This window comes from Bradyrhizobium sp. RD5-C2 (assembly GCF_019972155.1).
In the GTDB taxonomy this organism is placed as follows: domain Bacteria; phylum Pseudomonadota; class Alphaproteobacteria; order Rhizobiales; family Xanthobacteraceae; genus Bradyrhizobium.
Window position 1 is genome coordinate 32,422 of record NZ_BOVL01000016.1, and the last position, 18,691, is coordinate 51,112.

Annotated in this window: 21 protein-coding genes; 6 read left to right on the forward strand and 15 right to left on the reverse strand. The window is 59.4% G+C overall.

The window, feature by feature from the left end:
* Positions 1 to 197: 197 nt before the first annotated feature.
* From BraRD5C2_RS19105 to BraRD5C2_RS19115, 3 genes are all read right to left on the reverse strand, one after another.
* Positions 198 to 695 carry a DUF3147 family protein gene (locus tag BraRD5C2_RS19105; protein WP_223970404.1) on the reverse strand — a complete coding sequence of 166 codons (498 nt, stop codon included), beginning with the start codon at positions 693 to 695 and terminating at the stop codon, positions 198 to 200.
* Positions 692 to 1,039, reverse strand: coding sequence for a DUF3147 family protein (locus tag BraRD5C2_RS19110; protein WP_223970406.1), 348 nt, complete (start codon positions 1,037 to 1,039; stop codon positions 692 to 694). Before BraRD5C2_RS19110 ends, BraRD5C2_RS19105 begins: the two co-directional genes overlap by 4 nt.
* Before the next feature lie 177 nt (positions 1,040 to 1,216).
* Positions 1,217 to 1,840 carry a phosphatase PAP2 family protein gene (locus BraRD5C2_RS19115; RefSeq protein ID WP_223970408.1) on the reverse strand — a complete coding sequence of 208 codons (624 nt, stop codon included), beginning with the start codon at positions 1,838 to 1,840 and terminating at the stop codon, positions 1,217 to 1,219.
* Between the two features lie 508 nt (positions 1,841 to 2,348).
* On the opposite strand from BraRD5C2_RS19115, the gene BraRD5C2_RS39675 reads away from it, so the two are divergent.
* Complete coding sequence (locus BraRD5C2_RS39675; protein ID WP_374708022.1) at positions 2,349 to 2,546, forward strand: transketolase-like TK C-terminal-containing protein; 198 nt, start codon at positions 2,349 to 2,351, stop codon at positions 2,544 to 2,546.
* Between the two features lie 362 nt (positions 2,547 to 2,908).
* Here the strand turns inward: BraRD5C2_RS39675 and cyoD are convergent, their stop codons facing one another.
* The 10 genes from cyoD to BraRD5C2_RS19160 form a co-directional block, all read right to left on the reverse strand.
* Complete coding sequence (gene cyoD, locus BraRD5C2_RS19120; protein ID WP_223970409.1) at positions 2,909 to 3,298, reverse strand: cytochrome o ubiquinol oxidase subunit IV; 390 nt, start codon at positions 3,296 to 3,298, stop codon at positions 2,909 to 2,911.
* Positions 3,295 to 3,939: a cytochrome (ubi)quinol oxidase subunit III gene (locus BraRD5C2_RS19125; protein WP_223970411.1), complete on the reverse strand. Its 645-nt coding sequence runs from the start codon at positions 3,937 to 3,939 to the stop codon at positions 3,295 to 3,297. The genes cyoD and BraRD5C2_RS19125 overlap by 4 nt, the downstream gene beginning before the upstream one ends.
* Positions 3,939 to 5,930, reverse strand: a complete 1,992-nt coding sequence (gene cyoB / locus BraRD5C2_RS19130) for a cytochrome o ubiquinol oxidase subunit I (protein WP_223970413.1) — start codon at positions 5,928 to 5,930, stop codon at positions 3,939 to 3,941. Before cyoB ends, BraRD5C2_RS19125 begins: the two co-directional genes overlap by 1 nt.
* Entirely contained in the window at positions 5,930 to 6,472 is a 543-nt protein-coding gene (locus BraRD5C2_RS19135) for a cytochrome ubiquinol oxidase subunit II (RefSeq protein WP_223970415.1), read from the reverse strand. Before BraRD5C2_RS19135 ends, cyoB begins: the two co-directional genes overlap by 1 nt.
* Positions 6,473 to 6,625: 153 nt before the next feature.
* Positions 6,626 to 6,751, reverse strand: coding sequence for a hypothetical protein (locus tag BraRD5C2_RS39415; RefSeq protein WP_263009982.1), 126 nt, complete (start codon positions 6,749 to 6,751; stop codon positions 6,626 to 6,628).
* A gap of 320 nt (positions 6,752 to 7,071) precedes the next feature.
* Complete coding sequence (locus tag BraRD5C2_RS19140) at positions 7,072 to 8,436, reverse strand: PQQ-dependent sugar dehydrogenase (RefSeq protein WP_223970417.1); 1,365 nt, start codon at positions 8,434 to 8,436, stop codon at positions 7,072 to 7,074.
* 5 nt (positions 8,437 to 8,441) lie between these two features.
* On the reverse strand, positions 8,442 to 8,912 hold the full coding sequence (locus tag BraRD5C2_RS19145; RefSeq protein WP_223970419.1) for a DUF2231 domain-containing protein: 471 nt from the start codon (positions 8,910 to 8,912) through the stop codon (positions 8,442 to 8,444).
* A 220-nt stretch (positions 8,913 to 9,132) separates the two neighbouring features.
* Complete coding sequence (locus tag BraRD5C2_RS19150) at positions 9,133 to 9,510, reverse strand: carbohydrate porin (RefSeq protein WP_223970630.1); 378 nt, start codon at positions 9,508 to 9,510, stop codon at positions 9,133 to 9,135.
* Complete coding sequence (locus BraRD5C2_RS39680; protein WP_223970421.1) at positions 9,507 to 9,728, reverse strand: DUF2934 domain-containing protein; 222 nt, start codon at positions 9,726 to 9,728, stop codon at positions 9,507 to 9,509. Before BraRD5C2_RS39680 ends, BraRD5C2_RS19150 begins: the two co-directional genes overlap by 4 nt.
* Before the next feature lie 35 nt (positions 9,729 to 9,763).
* A complete protein-coding gene (locus tag BraRD5C2_RS19160; protein WP_223970422.1) occupies positions 9,764 to 10,117 on the reverse strand; it encodes a low affinity iron permease family protein in 354 nt (117 codons plus the stop codon).
* A gap of 638 nt (positions 10,118 to 10,755) precedes the next feature.
* Between BraRD5C2_RS19160 and BraRD5C2_RS19165 the strand changes: the two genes are divergently transcribed.
* Positions 10,756 to 11,274: a septal ring lytic transglycosylase RlpA family protein gene (locus tag BraRD5C2_RS19165; protein ID WP_223970423.1), complete on the forward strand. Its 519-nt coding sequence runs from the start codon at positions 10,756 to 10,758 to the stop codon at positions 11,272 to 11,274.
* Between the two features lie 1,292 nt (positions 11,275 to 12,566).
* On the opposite strand, the gene BraRD5C2_RS19170 is transcribed toward BraRD5C2_RS19165, so the two are convergent.
* Positions 12,567 to 12,761 (reverse strand): hypothetical protein, encoded by a 195-nt coding sequence (locus BraRD5C2_RS19170; RefSeq protein ID WP_223970424.1) that lies wholly within the window; start codon positions 12,759 to 12,761, stop codon positions 12,567 to 12,569.
* A gap of 361 nt (positions 12,762 to 13,122) precedes the next feature.
* On the opposite strand from BraRD5C2_RS19170, the gene BraRD5C2_RS19175 reads away from it, so the two are divergent.
* Both BraRD5C2_RS19175 and BraRD5C2_RS19180 read left to right on the forward strand, forming a co-directional pair.
* Positions 13,123 to 13,989, forward strand: a complete 867-nt coding sequence (locus BraRD5C2_RS19175; protein WP_223970632.1) for a transglutaminase-like domain-containing protein — start codon at positions 13,123 to 13,125, stop codon at positions 13,987 to 13,989.
* A 469-nt stretch (positions 13,990 to 14,458) separates the two neighbouring features.
* Complete coding sequence (locus tag BraRD5C2_RS19180) at positions 14,459 to 14,650, forward strand: CsbD family protein (RefSeq protein WP_223970425.1); 192 nt, start codon at positions 14,459 to 14,461, stop codon at positions 14,648 to 14,650.
* A gap of 889 nt (positions 14,651 to 15,539) precedes the next feature.
* Here the strand turns inward: BraRD5C2_RS19180 and BraRD5C2_RS19185 are convergent.
* Positions 15,540 to 15,779 (reverse strand): hypothetical protein, encoded by a 240-nt coding sequence (locus tag BraRD5C2_RS19185; protein WP_223970426.1) that lies wholly within the window; start codon positions 15,777 to 15,779, stop codon positions 15,540 to 15,542.
* Positions 15,780 to 16,974: 1,195 nt separating this feature from the next.
* Here BraRD5C2_RS19185 and BraRD5C2_RS19190 point away from each other — a divergent pair.
* A complete protein-coding gene (locus BraRD5C2_RS19190) occupies positions 16,975 to 18,105 on the forward strand; it encodes a glycosyltransferase family 4 protein (RefSeq protein ID WP_223970634.1) in 1,131 nt (376 codons plus the stop codon).
* Positions 18,106 to 18,178: 73 nt separating this feature from the next.
* Positions 18,179 to 18,412: a hypothetical protein gene (locus BraRD5C2_RS19195; RefSeq protein WP_223970427.1), complete on the forward strand. Its 234-nt coding sequence runs from the start codon at positions 18,179 to 18,181 to the stop codon at positions 18,410 to 18,412.
* The last annotated feature ends 279 nt before the right edge of the window (positions 18,413 to 18,691 follow it).

Here is an 18,691-nt window from a genome sequence, read left to right on the forward strand (position 1 = left end):
CCCGCCCTTCGGGCTGGCAAGCGTAGATCCGGATTTTCTGGCATGGCTAGCTTTCTTGTAAGCGGTTTCCGAAAGCTGCGCGGCAGATAGAGGTCGAGGTGCGGCGGCGGCGAGACCGGCCGCAGCGGCGACTTGGAAGAAGTCGCGGCGATCCCAGCCGAGGGTTTTCTTTCCGCTCGATCGACCGTCCCGTCTCCTCAACCTCCCGCTTCGTCAGAGGTTTCAATTCGAGCTTTCATGCACTTGGCGGCCCGCAAGCCCGCGGAGGGCGCTGGCCGCATTTTTCGGCGCACGTACCAGCTCCCAACCGAGACAACCAGCCAGGCGAATGAAGCACTGGTAAAGGCGGCCAGGCTGCTGCGCTCGACGACTAGGGAGAATACGATCGCAAAGGATAGCATCCCGAGGGCTCCAAGCGCGGCGCCGGCCGAATCCAACGCCGCCGCCTCCCGCCCGCGTCGCCTTCCGTCGAGGCCAGCTTCTCGCTTGCGGCGGATTTCGTGCTTCTCGACCAAGGTTGCGCTGGCGCAGAAGATGGCCGGGAGGGCGAGGAAAAGACCGCCGACAGCTGGGCCAAAGGCATGGCTGATCATGCCGGTAAAGATAGTCGCGGCGCCCCCGAGTATGAAGCGAACCGCATATTCATACCAACGGCCTTCCTTCAGGGACGAGGGCGAAAGGCGGAGAGGGTTCATGTCTGGCCGACGGTAAGAGGCAGCAGGCTGAACGCAACGATCAGCCAAATGACAAATGACAGTACCGCCGCCGATGCGGCCCTCAGCCGCGCGCGAATGAGTAGTTGGCAGACGAAGACGCTGTAGACGGCGAGCGCGATCGCGCCGGCTGTCATCGCCGAGCTTTGCTGACCCGCATAGGCGGCTCCATGTTGGTAAATGGCGATACCAAGTGTAGCCAGCGCTACGGAGGGTGCAGCGCCGAAAAGACCGGCAAAACTTTTGGGGCGCAGAATGTCTCCCAGCATCGAAAACGCCGACACTACGACGCCGCCGATCAGAAAGCGCAGGACATATTCGGTCATTCCGCCTTCTCCGAGAGTTGCGATCGCGGATCGTGAATCCGGTGGAACGGGTCCGTGCACGAACATCCGACCCTTGGAATGGCTTTAAGGGCGAAAGGACAGTCCTTGAATCCCTGGGCATTCCCCTTGCCCTGCAGCCATAAGGCGGCCCTGCGTTCGGTGCATTCCTTCAGATCCTCAAGCGTCGGCAAGAGTATTGTCCTCTTGAGAAGGACGCGGATAACCGGTCCACAGTCGAAGGAATCGTTCAAGCATGGCTCCGAGCGCGAATCCCGCTACGACGTCGGTCACCCAATGCGCAAGGATCACTACGCGCGTCAGGGACAGCCCAATCGCGAACGCCCGGACTGCCCGGCGGGGTCCAGCGGGCAATGTGCCGGCGGCCGAGGCCAGCGCTCCCATATGTAACGCGTGGCCTGAGGGAAAAGCGTCCTCGCGTTTTCCCGAAAAGGAGATGCCGTGGATGTGGCCTAGCACAGTCGTGTGGTCCGGCCGGGTCTGGTCGAACAGGCGTTTCATTCCGTGCGGCAATAGTGCGGCCGCAACCGCTACCAGCAAAGCATGATTGCCGGCGCGTCTGAGCCACTCTTCCCGGCCGCGGGAAGCGAGCCAGCCGGCTCCTGCCAGAACGAGGAGGATCTTCTCGTCGGCGCCCCAGGTCAAAGCGCGGGCGACCCTTTCCGGTGCAGGCGCCGTATCCCTGGCAATTTCACGTGCCGCTACGACGTCAACCTTGGTGGGGCGGATGGTGACCGGGAAATGGGGCCCACGGCCTGATTGGATGCGGCGTACTCTACTCATGGGCTTGGCCAAATTGAGTCATGGAACCGACCAACGCGCCAATCGTCGCCGGGTTCATCTCTCTGTCATAATCTCGGTCGTGGTCGCCAAGGGATTGTCTTTCGCGTTGGGGTGACCAAATAGTTCGCGGCAACCGAAATCGCAGCGAAACCAAGGTAGCGATTGCCTTTAGACCACGCTGACACTTTTCGCAGGTGCTGGCATCGGCCCGAACTACCGGGGTTCGATCCGCTACTTTCTTGGTTCTTACTTCTGATGAACCTCGCAGTCCCGTAACGTCCTGGGTGACGTGATCCCGATGTTTTCTCCGGCGCTGCGGGCCGATCCCGCACCTGGCTGTTTACGCAGTTGAAACAGCCGAGTGCTGGGAGATCATCCTGGACGCTCCGCGCCGGACAGCATTGCTAACCCTGTCTCGTCAGCCGTGCCGCTTCCACGCCGGGAGGAAATGCGGCAAATCGATCCGCCCGTGGGGTACGTGATGCTGGAGGCTGAGGGGACACGTTGAGTGACCCTGATAGGCACGGGTTCAGAATTGCGACTCGCTGTCAAGGCCAGGTCGATTTGCAGCGGATGGTATCCGGACCCCGTAATCTCCATGCCCTGTACGCTGATCTTTGACCAGCAGCATGCGGCCTATCGACGGACCGTGCTCGGAGACAATCCCGCGCCAGCGGCCGTCGAAGCGGCAGTGCAGATGAGCTAGGATCGTTATCTAGAAACCTCCAGGAACGTTTTGTTGCAAGCATAGTTTCGGTGGTTCTGGAAAAACTGCGGACGTCTACAGGAAGTTCGATGTTACCGTTGATGCCGTTGTGCGCGCAGCCCGCGATAGTGTGGGGAATGCGCTCGGGACATGAACCCGACATCAAGGCCTTCATGACAGGGCTATGAGCGCTGCCGGCTTCAATAAGTCTGCCGACCAAGATCACGGTCGCAACCACGGAGACATGCCGAACAAGAACGCATACCGTCCGACTCGGGTGGGATGCGCGTTGGGGGCAGCAATCCGAATAATCCCCTCTCGAGTTCGCAGTAAGGCAAGCGCACCGCTCCTCACGAGCCGAGCTAACGTTGCATCTGAATGATCTGATCCATCGGCATCATATTCTCATTCAGATTTGCCATGATCCAGAGCGAGCCGCCGATCACGAGCACGACGATCAAGACGCCAAAGGCCAGCGCCATCAAATTGTTGGTATTGTCGGGGCCGGTCGTGATGTGCAGGAAAAATACCAGATGCACGCCCATCTGTGCGATCGCGAGAACGATGATCGCAAGCGCAATGCTCGGCTGCCAGACCAGGTCGGTGCCGGCAATGAAGAACGAAGTGGCGGTCAGAACGACAGCAAGCCCGAGGCCGACGACATAGCCGAGGATGCGGGTGCGGACGCGGCCGTCGCCTTGATCGCCGGGCGCGACGTCGGTTGCATGCGGTTCAAGCGAATGATCGCTCATTTGCCGGCCCCGATCAGATAAATCACCGAGAACACTGCTACCCAAATGATGTCAAGCGCGTGCCAGAACAACGCAAAGCACATGACGCGGCGCAAGATGTCGGCCCGGAATCCCTTAGCTATCACCTGCGCCATCATCGTCAGCAGCCACAGCACGCCCGCCGAGACGTGCAGGCCGTGACACCCGACAAGGGTGAAGAATGCAGTGAGGAAGGCGCTACGGGTAGGCCCAGCGCCGCGGTCGACAAGTCCGATGAATTCCCGCAGCTCGAGCGAGAGGAATGCCAGGCCGAGCGCACAGGTCAGCGCCATCGCTAATTGAAACAGAATCGGCTCGCGCTCGTCGGCGGCAATGCTGGCCAATCCGCAGGTAAAGCTCGATAACAGCAAGCATCCGGTCTCGGCGGCGACCGAGCGCAGATCGAACAGCTCGGCACCCTTCGGGCCATCGGCAGTCTGTCCCGACAGCACTGCGTAGGTTGCGAAGAAGCAGGCGAACATCACCATGTCGCTGAGCAGGAATATCCAGAAGCCGTAGCCGGTGACGATCCGCTTCGACGCTGGTCCGGAATGCACGGCCCTGGAGGCATCCAGGCGCCGCAGACGATGTGGATCTTCCTGCGCAATCGCTGCTATCGCCATCAGCCCACTCCTCTCGTCGAGGCCAGCCGCTCGGCTAGAATGGCCTGGTCGATCCGCGCGAGATCGGCGGCCGCAATGACGTACTCGTCGTGGTCGCGCCAGGCGAACACCACAAAGGTTGCAAACGCGCCGATCGCGCCGACAACCACCAACCACCAGATGTGCCAGATCAACGCGAAGCCCATCACGGTCGCGAAGAACGCACAGATGAACCCGGTCGGCGAATTCCTCGGCATCTCGATGTCCCGGTAGTCGGGCATCGTGTCACTGGCCTGCCGTTTCGCTCGCTGCTCCATCAGCCAATAAGCATCCTCCCCGCTGACGTCGGGCATGACTGCAAAATTGAACACCGGTGGCGGCGATGCCGTTGCCCATTCGAGCGACCTGCCATCCCAAGGATCGCCGGTGTGGTCGCGTAAGGTGACACGGTGCCGGATGCTGACTACGAGCTGTGCGATCTGGCACGCGATTCCCATTAAAATGATGAGCGCGCCCACCGAAGCAACCAGCAGCCACGGACGCCATTCCGGCACGTCGTAATGTTGCATCCGCCGCGTCATGCCGAGCAGACCGAGGACATATAGCGGCATGAACGCGACATAGAATCCGATCAGCCAGAACCAGAATGCGGCTTTGCCTAGTCCTTCGTGCAACCGAAAGCCGAACGCCTTGGGAAACCAGTAAGTGTAACCGGCAAACGCGCCAAACAGCACGCCGCCGATGACGACATTGTGGAAGTGCGCCACAAGGAAGAGACTGTTGTGCAGCAGGAAGTCGGCGGGCGGCACTGCGACCAGGACGCCCGTCAGGCCGCCGATCAGGAACGTCACCATGAAGCCGATCGACCACAGCATCGGTGTCGCGAACCTGATGCGCCCGCCATACATTGTGAAAAGCCAGTTGTAGATCTTCACGCCGGTCGGCACCGCGATGATCATGCTGGCGATGCCGAAGATCGCATTGACGTTGGGACCCGCGCCCATCGTGAAGAAATGGTGCAGCCATACCATGAACGAGATAACGCAGATCGCCATGGTCGCGACTACCATCGACCGGTAGCCGAAAAGCGGCTTGCCGGAAAACGTCGAGACGACCTCGGAGAATATCCCGAATGCGGGCAGCACGAGGATGTAGACCTCGGGATGTCCCCACGCCCAGATCAGGTTCATGAACATCATGACATTGCCACCGGCTTCATTGGTGAAGAAGTGAAAGCCGAGATAGCGGTCGAGGATCAGCATCGCGAGCGTCGCAGTCAGGATCGGAAATGCCGCGACGATCAAGAGATTTGATGCCAGGGCAGTCCAGCAGAACATCGGCATACGCAGATAGGTCATACCTTTGGTACGCAACTTGAGCACCGTCGTGACCAGGTTGATTCCGGCCACCAGCGTTCCGACGCCCGATATCTGCAGCGACCACAAATAATAGTCGACGCCCACACCCGGCGAATATGTCATCTCTGACAGCGGCGGATAGGGCAACCATCCGGTCCGAGCGAACTCGCCGATCACAAGCGAAATGTTGACCAGCAGCGCGCCGGTTGCGGTCAGCCAGAAGCCGACCGAGTTGAGCGTCGGAAACGCGACGTCGCGCACGCCGAGCTGAAGCGGTACGACCAGGTTCATGAGCCCGATCACGAACGGCATCGCGACGAAGAAGATCATGATCGTGCCGTGTGCCGAAAAGATCTGGTTGTAGTGCTCGGGAGGGAGATAGCCCTGCGACTGCAGGGCAACTGCCTGCTGGCCACGCATCATCAACGCGTCCGCGAAGCCCCGCAACAGCATCACCATGGCGAGCAGCGTGTACATCACGCCGATCCGTTTGTGATCGACGCTCGTGATCCATTCATGCCAGAGATAAGGCAGACGGCCTGAGACAACGACCCAGGTCAACACGCCTAGAATGACGAGTGCCACCACGCCGGAGGCTGCCATGGGGATCGGCTGATCGATCGGGATCGCAGACCAGCTTAGCTTACCGAACATCAACGGCTCCGTGGCGAGACTTCAGCCTCCCGGTCCAGCGATGGACCGGGCGCGGCCGGAATATGCTGGGTCGCCACCGCCTGGAACAGTAAGGGGTCTTCCAGCCGATAGGTGGTCCTTGCATCGCCGACCGATTGGCGTGCGAGCTTGGCGTAGCTGTCGATGTTGAGCAGTTGATTGCTTGCGGCCCCCCGCTTCGCCCAGTCAGCGAACGCCAACTGCGAAACCACGTTGACGTCAAACAGCATGCCGGGAAAGCCGTCGCCGCTAAAATGCGTCGAGAGCCCCCGATAGGCACCTTCGTTGTCCGCCCGTAACTGGAGGCGGGTCACCATGCCATTCATGGTATAGATCATGCTGCCAAGCTGCGGGATGAAGAACGCGTTCATTACACTCGAGGACGTCAGCTCGAATTGCAGCGGCGCGCCGACCGGCACCGTTACAGTGTTCACGCTGGCGATCCGCTGATCGGGATAGATGAACAACCATTTCCAATCGAGCGAAACGACCTGGATCTTGAGCGGCTGTCCGGTGCCCGCCACAGGACGGGCTGGATCCAGTTGATGTGCGCCGATCCAGGCGACGCCGCCGAGTAGGATGATGGTGAGCGCGGGGATGGCCCAGACAACCAGCTCGATCCGGCCGGAATATGCCCAGTCCGGCCGATACTGCGCCTTTGGATTTGAGCTCCGGTATCACCAGGCAAATCCGAGTATGGCCACGATCGTCGGCAACACGATCGCAAGCATGATGGTGACCGAATCCACCAGGATCGTCCGCTCCGCCGCAGCAACCGGGCCTTGGGGATCAAGAATGTTCATGGGTGCGCTGAAGTCACCTGGAGCCGGGTCCAGCCCCTTAACGCCGTCGGAACCAATCGGTTCCCGCTATTTAGTGAATGCTTGAGGGCAGCCTCGGCTACGGTTCGTGTCGGCACGCTGACATGAACTTCATAACCCTGCCCCATCGCGAGCGGCGCGGCGGCGGACTCGAGCCGCCTCCTTCGTGGCATGTTCGCCGCATAAGATTGCGGTCATGCAACACGCCCCATTCGTCACGAACGGGGATCACCCGATATTGCGGCGGTCCAATAGCTCTCTCCTGCATAGCGCTGAGCGCCGGCCCTACGCACAAACTCATCTCATTGCTGCATCAACGCGTGGGTTTGCTGATCTCCAGCGCCCGTCACGCGCCACACCGTGTTGCCGACATCGTCAGCAATCAACAGAGCGCCGGATTTGTCAATCGCCAGTCCGACTGGGCGGCCGCGCGATTTCGCGTCTTTGCTCAGGAAGCCTGTGACGACATCCTGCGCCGGCCCATTCGGTTGGCCGTCGGCGAAGGGCACGAACACCACCTTGTAGCCATTGAGCTGCGGCCGATTCCAGCTGCCATGCTCGCCAATGAACGCGCCGCCACGATAGGACGGCGGCAGCGCATTGCCGTTGTAGAAAGCAAGGCCGAGCGGCGCGACATGCGAACTCAGGGCGTAGTCAGGCGCGATCGCCTTCGCCACAAGATCGGGGCGCTGCGGTTGCACTCGCGGATCGACATGCTGGCCATAGTAGCTGTAAGGCCAGCCGTAGAACGCGCCGTCCTTCACCGAAGTCAGATAGTCCGGGACGAGATTAGGACCGATCTCGTCGCGCTCGTTTACGACGGCCCAGAGCGCGCGGCTCTGCGGTTCGAAGGAGAGTCCGTTTGGGTTACGCAATCCGCTTGCGAAGATCCGCCACCGACCGGTGGCGCGCTCGACCTCCCAGATTGCGGCGCGGTTCTTCTCCGCCTCAATGCCGTTTTCGGTAATGTTGCTGTTCGAGCCGACGCCGACATAAAGCAGCTTGCCGTCGGGGCTCGCAACAATGCTTTTGGTCCAGTGATGATCAATCGGACCGCCTGGCAATGGCGTCAAGGTTTCGCCCGGTGATGTGATCTTGGTATCGCCGGTATGGTAGGTGTAGCGGACGATTGCATCGGTGTTGGCGACATAGAGGTCCTCGCCGACTAATGCGACGCCGAACGGCGAGTTGAGATGATCGAGGAACACACTTTGCACCTCGGGATTGCCGTCGCCGTTCGCGTCACGCAGCAGCGTGATCCGGTTGCTCTCCCCGGTGTCGCCCCCGGACGTCGCCCAGGACTCCACCCATTTCATGATGAAGTCCTTTGGACGCTTGATCGGCTCTGTGCCCGGCGCCTTGGATTCGACAACCAGAACGTCATTATTCGGGAGTACATAGAGCGACCGCGGATGCTGCAGGCCGGTCGCGAGCGCGTTGATCTGCAGGCCGTCGGTGACCGCAGGCTTCTCCCCCTGCTGCCAGCCCGCGGCCGGCGCGATGTGCATCGGCGGAATCAAGTACTGCTCCTGCCCCGGTAGATCTGGGTGCGCTCCAATTTGAGTCTTGGGATCAGGTGCGGCCTCGTTGCACCCCGCAAGGCAGAGCAATGCCGAAAGGGCGAGCGTAAGCTGGAGTTCGCGCCTCGCGACGAGCTTGCTGATCACGCGTATCAATCCACAACTCCTACGCGACGCCGGTAAACCATCTCTCCGCCCAACCAAGCCGTGACCAGCATCACGAGCACGGTTAGCACCGACAACACCAGCCCTTCGGGTATCACCGAGGTCCAGGCATCGCGGCTGTGAACGAACGAATTAGCGAGCGCGAGCAGCATAACAACGATATTCCCAATCATGTGCCACCAGGCCGCCGCGATCTGGCGGATGCGGCGGCGACCAATGAAATCTATCAACCCGGCGATTGCCGCGAGGCCGCCCATCAGGAGGCCTGCAAACAACAGCCAGGCCGAGAAATCCGCCCACATCATCTCCGTCGTTCGCCAATAGGCGATGTCGGTGAGTAGCGCGCCGATGAAGCATACGATCGGAAACGGCACCAGCATAGGATGAATCGGATGCAAAGCAATGCGCGCCGTTGCACCCACGCGCGTGTTGGTGTTGGCTGTTGTGACTTCTGGCATTCGGCGCCTCCGGAATGAGGCCTCAACGGTTCGCTTGAAACGGGGTTCCTAAGCTACTCATCGATAGCTACTCATCGATGGAAAACGTGGTCACGCGGGCGTTACACCGAATGGCCACGTTGGCGACTGTCCTGCTTTGGATTCCGTCTCCCTTGATACATTCGAACCAACGCGAAGTCGTTCCCATTCACCGTCGCCCGGGCCGTTGCTAGCTAGAACTTCACAACGGTCCGCATGCCAAGCACACGGCATCCTTAGGGACACCCCTCGTGTCGTCCCGATCGGGCTGGTCGCGCCGCCCCCTGGACGGAGGGGGACCTGAACGTTCGGTGCCCGAGCGGACCTCGTACTGACAGACCGCTGTGAGGAGCGTCTCGGACGTTCTGACCGGCCAGAACAGCCCGTAGATCGATTGGAAGTCACGGTCCATCGCTTGAGCACTCGGAGATACGTGTGCGAAGGCCGCGGCGAGGCCAACTTTATCATGCGATCGCGCGTCCATCAGGCCGATCAACTCGATGCCGGCGTCCGCGTAGAGATCAATCAGATTGCGATCGGGCGGGCTGCAGGAGGCTCGTGCAAGCGGATTTGGCCTCAGTCAGCGCGTAGCTGATGGCTAGCTTCCCCTTTCGCCAATTCACGCTCGGCTCGCAACCAGAAATCCAGGTCTCGACCCGCCGGCCGGCCCGCCTCTTCCCAAAGCTGCCTAGCGCGAGCCCTGCAGCGGCTCAAATGCCGGATCCGAAAGCCGCGCGCGATAGCGCCGTTCGAAACTGGCGCGATCAATCCTGGTGGGCGGCATACCCTTGCGTACATCAGCAGACAATTCTCATCTCCAATGTGTAAGGAAGCTATTGGTCACGGCGCGACGCTCGCACTTCGGCATCACGATGGATTGCGATGGCCTCGGGCTCCTTTTCATCAAGCGTACTAAGTTCGGATCGCGCCTTTTCATCGGTGCGTAAGAGCTCATCGAGCTTCGCGTGAATGGCGAGCGTATCGCGGCGGCTGGATCGCTGGATGAAAAGCGTCATCATCCAGACCGCCAGCGTCGCAATAGCGTTGAAGTCGAACGTGCGGCGCTCAAAGACAGTCCATACAACCGCATAAAGCACGACGACCGCGAAGGCCGCCGGGTGCGCGGTAGCTTGGCCGACTCTGGTCGTCCAGTGCGTGACAGGCTTCACGGCATGCGGGCTTGTCATATTAGCGGCCTCCGCGACTTAACGGCGCGTCAACGGGCGTAGTTCCCTTTCCGGAGCCTTGGGAAACGGTAAGTTTTCGCATGCTGGAGAGCGTCGAGGGCACCAAAGGCCTAGACGCCTCAAGCGCCGAGGCGGGAAACTCGGCAGGCAAGGCCAAGCCCAAGCGTCCTGGCAATGCTAATCGCGGGTCTCGGACTTGCCGCGGTAACGATGGTCGTTATTTGGAGACGATCTTTTTCCACCCCTAGGCCGCAGCGCTGCGGCGCCCTTCAACTCGGGTTGCAACGACTTGCCGGACGCCCCGAACGAACCGGCTAGGCATGGCACGGTGCCACCCTCGAAGGAAACTAACCCGCGAAAGAAGTCGAAAAGGCTCTCACCTGCAAGGACGGCGGCAGCGAAACGATCGGCAAAAGCAGCGGGCCAGCCCTCTCCTAGTCTGGTCGATCATATGCGCGCGGCAGCTAAGAAGCGGGCTCAAAAAAGAGGTCAGTGATCGGGTCGATCTCGTGACTTCGCTCTAGATCCTCTCTTGTTCCTGAGCGGATATGTACGCAGCGCAATGCACCTATTTCGATGCATGGGAACGCTGCCTAGCACGTCCGCATTGTTCTTATTGTTTGGTGAGGTGGCGTGCCATGCGTGCGTTTCCGAAGATTATTACACTGGCGGCTGTATCGATCTCGGCGGCCACCTTCGCTTATCCTGCTGCAGCGCAAACGTTCGACGAGAGATGGTCTATCATCCCGAAGGCGCACGCGGACCCCGCTCCCGCGGCACCTGATCAGTCGAAGGAATATCAAAAAAAACAGCCAATAAACGCTGAAAAGGTACGGGACGGTGCGGAAGATAGCCCCCCCACGCAGACCCCCAGCCGCACCTTCTCTGGCAAGGCATCGTTTTACTCGTATCGGACGGGGAAGACAGCGAGCGGCATTGCATTCGACCGCGAGCTGCCAACAGCCGCACATCGCAGCCTTCCGTTCGGCACGAAAGTTCGCGTAACTGATCTTGCGACGGATAAATCAGTTGTCGTCCGCATCACCGACCGCGGACCAAACATCAGGGGTCGCGTGCTCGACCTTTCGCGCGGCGCCGCGCGCAGCCTGGGAATTATGGATCGTGGCGTTGTCGAAGTTCGCGGCGAGGTCTTTTAGCCTGCCCTGCGCGAATGGATCGCACGATGGACAAATGGGTGGACGACGCCATAGCCGACATCGTCACCAAGCTTCACAGATCAAAGATCCTTGCTCCGCGCATCTCGCCCTATCGGCCGTACCCGCGCGCGGACTGGGGCGACTGCCGGAGGATTTCACGATGTGACTTTGGGCGAGTTGCCAGGTTTCGGCGATGAAATCCGGCGACGCGTATGTCAGCCCGGATCCGATCGCTTACGGTTCGCACCGAGCGCTTCTTTCGCCACCGGCCGGTTTCCTTTTCGGGAACGGCGCAGCCCCGCGCGACGATTAAAAGACCGTTTCTTTCGTTCACATAGACATCAAACATCAGACTCTCCCGGACCGTCGAGTATAGGGGGACCGGTCGAATGCGTGGTGACGTAAACGTCACAAACGTGGGGAATAGCTACGCGGCGTGGTTCGCCTAAGTTTATGCATGTCCCGCCGCGCCACGGCTTCAGGCGCTCCGAGGGTCGTCTTCCCGCGCTTTGCTGTGCGAAACAGCCGCATGGCGACGAACTTGCGGGTCGTGTCTCCGCCGTTCGGGAGAGCACGACAGGTTGTCGTCGAGCACAACGTGCAAATTTCCGGACCTCCTTGAGGAGAGTCAAAACATGGCCGTTCAGCAAACGATGACTATAATCTCGCCAGATAGGGATCGGCGAAGGACGAAGTTTTGCTCATTCGCGGCCGATTGCGCTGACAAGTGCTGGTTTGGCCCGGGAGCAGCCCTTGTTTTCCCGGTATCCCCGTTTTTTGATACCTTGAGCGTTAAGCTCAAATGGATTCACCGGCCGGAAGCTAAACACCACCCCTGACACGACCATGCGCTGGATAGCCGGAGCTGCGCTTCAGACTAACTGTCGGGACTCCGCTGAGGTGGGCTGGCGGCAACGAGCTGTGAGTTCAGAGATTCAGCGTCCGCTCGGCGATGGCGTTCACGGCGAAACTGGACTTGCACGGCAGCGCTCGAAACTCGTGGCAGCCCTTGCTACCTGTGTCGCTGGTCGGAATATCCATTCGCTCCAGATCGTTAGAATCGCTGCCATGATAACCGGCCCGACGAACAATCCGATCAGACCGAACCCAGCCAGAACGCCGAAGAACCGCTACGCATCAAGGCATACAAGGCCCGCAGCGAGAAGAACAACAGGAACAGCCGATGTATCAGTTGACCGCCAAAAGTCGTAAGGAGGTCGGACACGTGGTCGGCATTCAGCGTCTTCAACTTGCGTGGCGGCCTTCGGATCGGAAAGACCGGCGCGGCACCACTACTCCATGCTTTCGGCAGCGATGGGCAGGCGCGCGACCCAGTCCGGCACCTCTGTCCCGCCCTCACGCGCTCTTTTCAGCCAACCCATGAGCGTGTCGCTCTGCTGGGCTATCGCATAGACGGCGAGCAAGATCGGCGTGACCAAAACTAGCGCGACGAGCACCGTGAAGGCGAACGCCGATTGACGAGCCATGAACCGCGTCGAGATTTCAAGTACAGGGGCCATAGCGCGAGGGCCATGCGCACCGGGTTTCGCGCGTCCTGCGGCAAGTTGCCGGCAAGAGACCGTGCTAAGCCATTCGCATCGGGTTCGCGTCGCTATTCTTCATCCCCCGGCCGGCCGAACAGGATTCTGAATTGGCACGTCGTGGTGGAAAGTGAATATCGACATTTCTGAGAGAACCGCCTGATCGAACTCTAACTCAGGTTCAGTTCGCGGAAAGCACGTGCGACTAACTTTTTTCGAGCATTTGCCCGCATTTTCATCAACTTAGATTAGGAACCTGGAGCCCGTGACCGATTTATTGCCTGCACCAATGCAACGAGGCATGACCATGGAAATCCAAGCCGGCTACGACATAGCTTTCAACTGCCTTCAAGACGTGCCCATGATGCTCATGCTTACCGTCCACCCGTCGCGGCACGGTGACTTGTTGACCAGACACGAGATCAGCTTCTCTCCCAGCGTTGCGCATCGCGACTATCACGATGTGTTCGGTAATATATGTACCCGTTTGATCGCGCCGACTGGACTGATTGAGATCCGCAACCGCTTCATCGTCTCCGATAGCGGACGACCGGATGAAGTCGTGCCTGGCGCTCGGCAATTCGAGATCGAACAACTTCCAGACGACGCATTGGTGCACCTGCTTGGCAGCCGCTACTGTGATTCCGAGAAGCTGGGCGATCTCGCCTGGGCGCAGTTCGGCGGCATCACCGGCGGTTGGCAACGGGTCCAAGCCATCTGTGACTATGTCCATAACCGGCTAGAGTTCGGCTATCAATATGCTCGTTGCGACCGGACAGCGGCGGAAGGCCATGACGAACAACGAGGCGTATGTCGAGATTTCGCTCATCTGGCGATCACACTTTGTCGCTGCATGAACATTCCCGCGCGATATTGCACGGGGTATCTTGGGGACATTGGCGTTCCGCGAGACCCTGCCCCTATGGACTTCAGCGCTTGGTTTGAGGCTTATCTTGGCGGCCGCTGGTACACGTTTGATGCTCGACACAATCATCCGCGCATCGGTCGTATAGTCGTTGCTCGAGGTCGTGATGCTGCTGATGTCGCTATCTCCACAGCATTTGGCCCCGCCCAATTAGCAAAATTCTCTGTCATCACTAAAGAATGTTCAACGCCACAAGGAGAGCGAACTCGCAAAGGTGATTTCACTGAACGCGAGATAGCGCTTGCCTGATTTCGGTACAAACTGCTTTCGGTCCACTCGGCCATCCTCATATAGCAACTGCAGAATGATTGCGCCGGGTGGCACCGCGTATTCCCACGCGAAATGTCCGCCTTGAAATTCGAAACGAGACGTCCGCGCTGCGCATTGCTTTGTTAGCCATGCCAGCGACGAAAAGGCCGCGCGGGAGGTCCCGTGCAAAGCGCTCGCAGAAACCACTGCGGAGGTTCATCGTGCTAGTTCTTTGTGGAGGAGCGCGGCTCGGTCAGACCAGCTTCGCGCCAATTAGCAGTTGCCCGATCTGGCCGTCCGAGGGCGTCCTCGATCACACGCCGCAAGTGGCCAACGCGTCGCTGGATCGGGGTGGCTGGACAAGCGGGCGATCAACAGAGCGGACGGTCAGCTCCGGTCAAAGGTTCTCGCAGGAACTACTGCGCAGCTCCTTTATTGGACCACATCCCATACAGAACGGAGTACTATGATGGATCGCGAACATGTGAAGGACGCAGCTGACAAGGCAAAGGGCGCCATCAAGGAAGGTGCCGGCAAGCTCACTGGCGACAAGGACTTGGAAACCGAAGGCAAGATCGATAAAGCCAAGGGCTCTATCCACAATGCCGCGGGAGACGTGAAGGATGCAGCGCGGAACGCTGCTGACGCCGTTAAGAAATGAGCGGTAGGGATGACCAAGAATCGGCCGCCTTCGGGCGGCCTTTTCTTTGCCAGACGCTCTGGCCGAGCGGCCGCATGACGAATCCCCTCCGCCGGCTGGATAATGTACAGATGTTCGCTTGGCTTCCAATGCAAGCGGCAAAGCGATCTCGCGGGCTAGCCGCTACTCGCGCCAATCAAAACCCACCTCGCCCTTGAGCTGGCCACTCATGTTTTCCAGAATGCGTGTGCCGAACCCGCGGTGTCTGAGCGGCGCGGCGCGCGGGACCACCCGAGCCGATACAGCGCAAGCTCCGTCGCGTCCCAGGAACGATAAGATTTCGACGCGGCCACTATAGCGACGACAGACGTTTCGATGGCGAGCCGGTGCCCGAGCCGCTGGCGGAGCGCGGCATCGCGTAGCTCAGGACTGGCGGCAGACGCGCCCAGCGGGCCGACTGGCGGCGGCGCCCACCCCCGGCGGTCGGAATTGTCGCCAGCAGCGTCGACCGAAAAGACCCTTACCCGCGCTCACGCGATCCGGCGCCTGGTAGCGCTGAACTGAAAGCGGAAGTGATAAGGCACTGACGCCAATGCAAGCTAGTTGGCACGAGATCCTCCAATCGGGAAGATCGTGAGCTTCAGCGGGCCGATGTAGTGCTGGCATCAGAGGCAGAAGACGAGCACGATCTAGTAGCCGGTGTTTCGATCGACGGGGCCGGGGTCCAATACTGGAAGAAATGGGCGCTTTCGGCGCGCGCCAGGGCATGCACCAATAATCGCGCCAAAAGCGCGGAGAGAAGCCGGTAGGGGTCGCTGCTCCTACCAGGTATCATAGGTCAAATCAGGTATGTGGCGACACGGCTGCATGCAATTGAAAAGGCCCCCGCTGGTACGGGGGCCAATGCAAATTAATCACGCTCTTTGATGATCGTCTTTTCGCGCGGTTCGTCGTGTTCCTTCTTGATGACGGTCGTGCGATCGGCTGGCTCACGCTCCTTGATGACTGTGGTGCGGTCACGGTCGCGATCGATGTGGGATTCCCCCGTCGTCACGCCAGCGCCAACGGGTCCAACATGGACACCAACTTCATCAGCGAAAGCGGGGGTGGCGAGGGCAACAACGGCAGCAACGGCCAAAGCATATTTCATCTGATAGCCTCCAGTTGTTCAATGCTGAGGAAATGCTCCGGACTGCCGAAGGTTCCGCTGAGCCCAATAAGGCGGGGGCGCCTTGTGGACCGTGATTAAGACCTCTGGCATCACGCCAGTTTCTTCTCGATCGGTGTAAACGGCGATAACGATCATTGCTTCTCCGCGGGCTCGCTGGCGCCGAGCGCTACGCCTGCGGCGTCATACCCGGCTGGACGGGGGCGAAGTCATAAATTTTGCGAGAGCCGTCTCCGGCTAGGCTATCGTTTGCACGCGCGGCGTTCATTCCGAGCTTGTGCTGGAGCTGAGCAAGTTCCTCGCTCGTCTGCGCTCCTCCATGCGGGTCGGAAGAGGTAAACCATGTGGGCCCGTATACGGAGTGAATCGAGCGCCTCAGTGCGACCACGATGCGGTTTGCACTCGCTCGCGCACCGACCATCGCTTTCAGTTGTTCGGTCTCTTCAGCAGTCCACCTTTGATAGCCCATCGTGTTAATCGTTCGTGGCCAGGTGCGTTTCCCACCGCGCTGCTGCTTTCTAGTTAAGATAACCTATGTGAATCCGTCGTAATGTTGCGATGTGTTCGCAGCATCGACATTCCCGTTGTCGCTTATCTAATCTCCTGGACACGACCTAAAGAAGCACACTCGTCGTCATCGTTGCGCGGTCTCTATCCGAGCACAGCGCGGGTTTCGTCAAGCAGGAGGATCCCGGGATCAATTGTCTTCATTGCTGCAGACGTCCAGCTGACTGTCGTCGAAGATTTTTTCAGCTAAACAAGACGAAACTGCTGTCGATCCCTCTCTTCGCTTGGGGTTACGGATACTGGCGAAGAATGATGGATTGTTTGAAGTCCACTGCGGCATCGCGGAAGTCTCGCCAAATACTCTTTGAAGCTCGGGAGCGGATCGGGAATCTGATGTCGAGGGCTTCAATCCCAATTCCGTTGCGCGGGCGCGAGCCGGTGCAGGCAGGCGGCGCCTTCACGGTCAATATCCTCCGATGCCGAGTCACGGAATACGCGCTGCCCTCACGGACGCGAGCGGTCGCGTCGCTGCCGGGCCTTCCCGACCTTCGGATGAAAAATGGTCTTGAAGGGCCTTCGCCGTCCGGCGGTGGCTAAAGCTTGGAACCATCGGCTACGTCATGCGCTGAATATGCAATTCATCAACCTAAGTGTATTTGGGGTCAAGACCATGAAGATCGCGCAAATCGCACCACTTGCGGAGAGCTGCCCCCCACGGCTCTACGGGGGCACCGAGCGCATCGTCTCGTACTTGACGGAAGAACTGGTGCGCCAAGGACACCAAGTTACGCTGTTCGCGAGCGGAGATTCAATTACGTCGGCCGAACTGGTGCCATGCTCGAAGATGGCTTTGCGTCTCGATCACTCGGTTAAGGACATGACGCCCCATCACGTCGTGATGCTGGATCAGGTCGCAAGGCGGGCCGACGAGTTCGACGTTCTTCATTTTCACATCGACCATCTGCATTATCCCTTGATGCGTCCTTATTTTGATCGGATCGTGACAACGCTGCATGGGCGGCTCGATCTTCCCGACCTAATGCCGTTCTACTCGGCCTTCCCTGAGCCTCCGGTTGTGTCGATTTCAGATGCCCAACGATCTCCTATGCCACCAGTCAACTGGCTTGGGACGATCCTACACGGATTGCCTGCCGACCTCCTGCCATTCCGAAAGGATTCTTCAGGCGATTATCTTGCATTTCTCGGCCGCATTTCTCCAGAAAAGGGACCTGACAGAGCGATCGAGATTGCGGCACAAGCCGGACTGTCGCTTAAGATAGCGGCTAAGATCGATGACGCCGATCAACGCTATTGGGAGCAGATCATCGCGCCGATGATTGCCGCCCATCCAAATGTCGAGTTCATCGGCGAGATCAACGAGTTCCAAAAAGCCGACTTCCTCGGCAACGCGCGCGCGTTACTCTTTCCGATTTGCTGGCCAGAACCGTTCGGTCTTGTCATGATCGAAGCCATGGCTTGCGGCACGCCTGTAATCGCGCTTGCGCACGGGTCCGTGCCGGAAGTCATCGATCACGGCCAAAGCGGCTTTGTCGTCAATTCGATCGACGAAGCCGTCGCGGCCGCAAGATCAGTTGGCATGTTAGAACGGCAGGCGATCCGAAAGCGGTTTGAGCACCGTTTCACAGCAGAGCAGATGGCGAGAAATTACTTGGCCGCTTATCATCGGCTGCCAGCCTTACGGCAAAGGCAGTCCTTAATTGCAATCCCGGCAAATAAAGGCGCGATTCGGATGCCGATGGCTTACGCTGGCGTGGAAGCAAGCGCGGCGAGCGCGGGCTAATGCTTTCTGCCGAACGCGCCTGCCTGATCCCATTGACCTGCTTGAGCGAATTTATTTATCAAATTCGAAGCAGTTGTCGGATCTGAGCCGCGCGGGCGGGGTCGGCATCATGGGCGCGTGGCAAATTTCCTCGTGCCGCGTCTGGACAAAATTCGATTTTGCCATCGCCACGGTTAAGCGCACCGAAAACGCCCTTTTTGCGTTCGCCAGGACAGCCGAACATGTGCCGTACACCCCCGTCATGGAGGCGCTTGACAACAAACTCTCCGACCGTCTGCGACATGGCGTATCATATCTCGGGGCCTGAGAACTTTGAGAAAGAACCGCCGATTTCACCACCTGTTCCAAGGGGCGGTCGGCCACGCTCAGCGATAGGAACAAGCCGGCTTTTCGAGGTGTTAATTGCAGCCATTTTGGGTGGGCCTTCGTGTAACGACAAAGGTCAAGTTCTCAAGAGCCTAACGGTGGCAGCATCTTTGCACACCGTCCGAAGGAGGCTGCACGTGAAATTTTTAGTCATCGCCTGCATCATCGTACAATCAGCCTATTCCAGCCCCGTATTGGCTCAAGCGACATCCGGCGGTGG

Bases quoted from the DNA above. Each gene is read 5' to 3' on its own strand.
- BraRD5C2_RS19110 (WP_223970406.1), bottom strand. From the start codon at position 1,039: ATGACCGAATATGTCCTGCGCTTTCTGATCGGCGGCGTCGTAGTGTCG.
- BraRD5C2_RS19145 (WP_223970419.1), bottom strand. From the start codon at position 8,912: ATGCCAGAAGTCACAACAGCCAACACCAACACGCGCGTGGGTGCAACG.
- BraRD5C2_RS19125 (WP_223970411.1), bottom strand. From the start codon at position 3,939: ATGGCGATAGCAGCGATTGCGCAGGAAGATCCACATCGTCTGCGGCGC.
- BraRD5C2_RS39415 (WP_263009982.1), bottom strand. From the start codon at position 6,751: ATGAACATTCTTGATCCCCAAGGCCCGGTTGCTGCGGCGGAGCGGACG.
- BraRD5C2_RS19165 (WP_223970423.1), top strand. From the start codon at position 10,756: ATGCGTGCGTTTCCGAAGATTATTACACTGGCGGCTGTATCGATCTCG.
- BraRD5C2_RS19180 (WP_223970425.1), top strand. From the start codon at position 14,459: ATGGATCGCGAACATGTGAAGGACGCAGCTGACAAGGCAAAGGGCGCC.
- BraRD5C2_RS19175 (WP_223970632.1), top strand. From the start codon at position 13,123: ATGGAAATCCAAGCCGGCTACGACATAGCTTTCAACTGCCTTCAAGAC.
- BraRD5C2_RS19170 (WP_223970424.1), bottom strand. From the start codon at position 12,761: ATGGCTCGTCAATCGGCGTTCGCCTTCACGGTGCTCGTCGCGCTAGTT.
- cyoB (WP_223970413.1), bottom strand. From the start codon at position 5,930: ATGTTCGGTAAGCTAAGCTGGTCTGCGATCCCGATCGATCAGCCGATC.
- BraRD5C2_RS39680 (WP_223970421.1), bottom strand. From the start codon at position 9,728: ATGTACGCAAGGGTATGCCGCCCACCAGGATTGATCGCGCCAGTTTCG.
- BraRD5C2_RS19115 (WP_223970408.1), bottom strand. From the start codon at position 1,840: ATGAGTAGAGTACGCCGCATCCAATCAGGCCGTGGGCCCCATTTCCCG.
- BraRD5C2_RS19160 (WP_223970422.1), bottom strand. From the start codon at position 10,117: ATGACAAGCCCGCATGCCGTGAAGCCTGTCACGCACTGGACGACCAGA.
- BraRD5C2_RS19185 (WP_223970426.1), bottom strand. From the start codon at position 15,779: ATGAAATATGCTTTGGCCGTTGCTGCCGTTGTTGCCCTCGCCACCCCC.
- BraRD5C2_RS19190 (WP_223970634.1), top strand. From the start codon at position 16,975: ATGAAGATCGCGCAAATCGCACCACTTGCGGAGAGCTGCCCCCCACGG.
- cyoD (WP_223970409.1), bottom strand. From the start codon at position 3,298: ATGAGCGATCATTCGCTTGAACCGCATGCAACCGACGTCGCGCCCGGC.
- BraRD5C2_RS19105 (WP_223970404.1), bottom strand. From the start codon at position 695: ATGAACCCTCTCCGCCTTTCGCCCTCGTCCCTGAAGGAAGGCCGTTGG.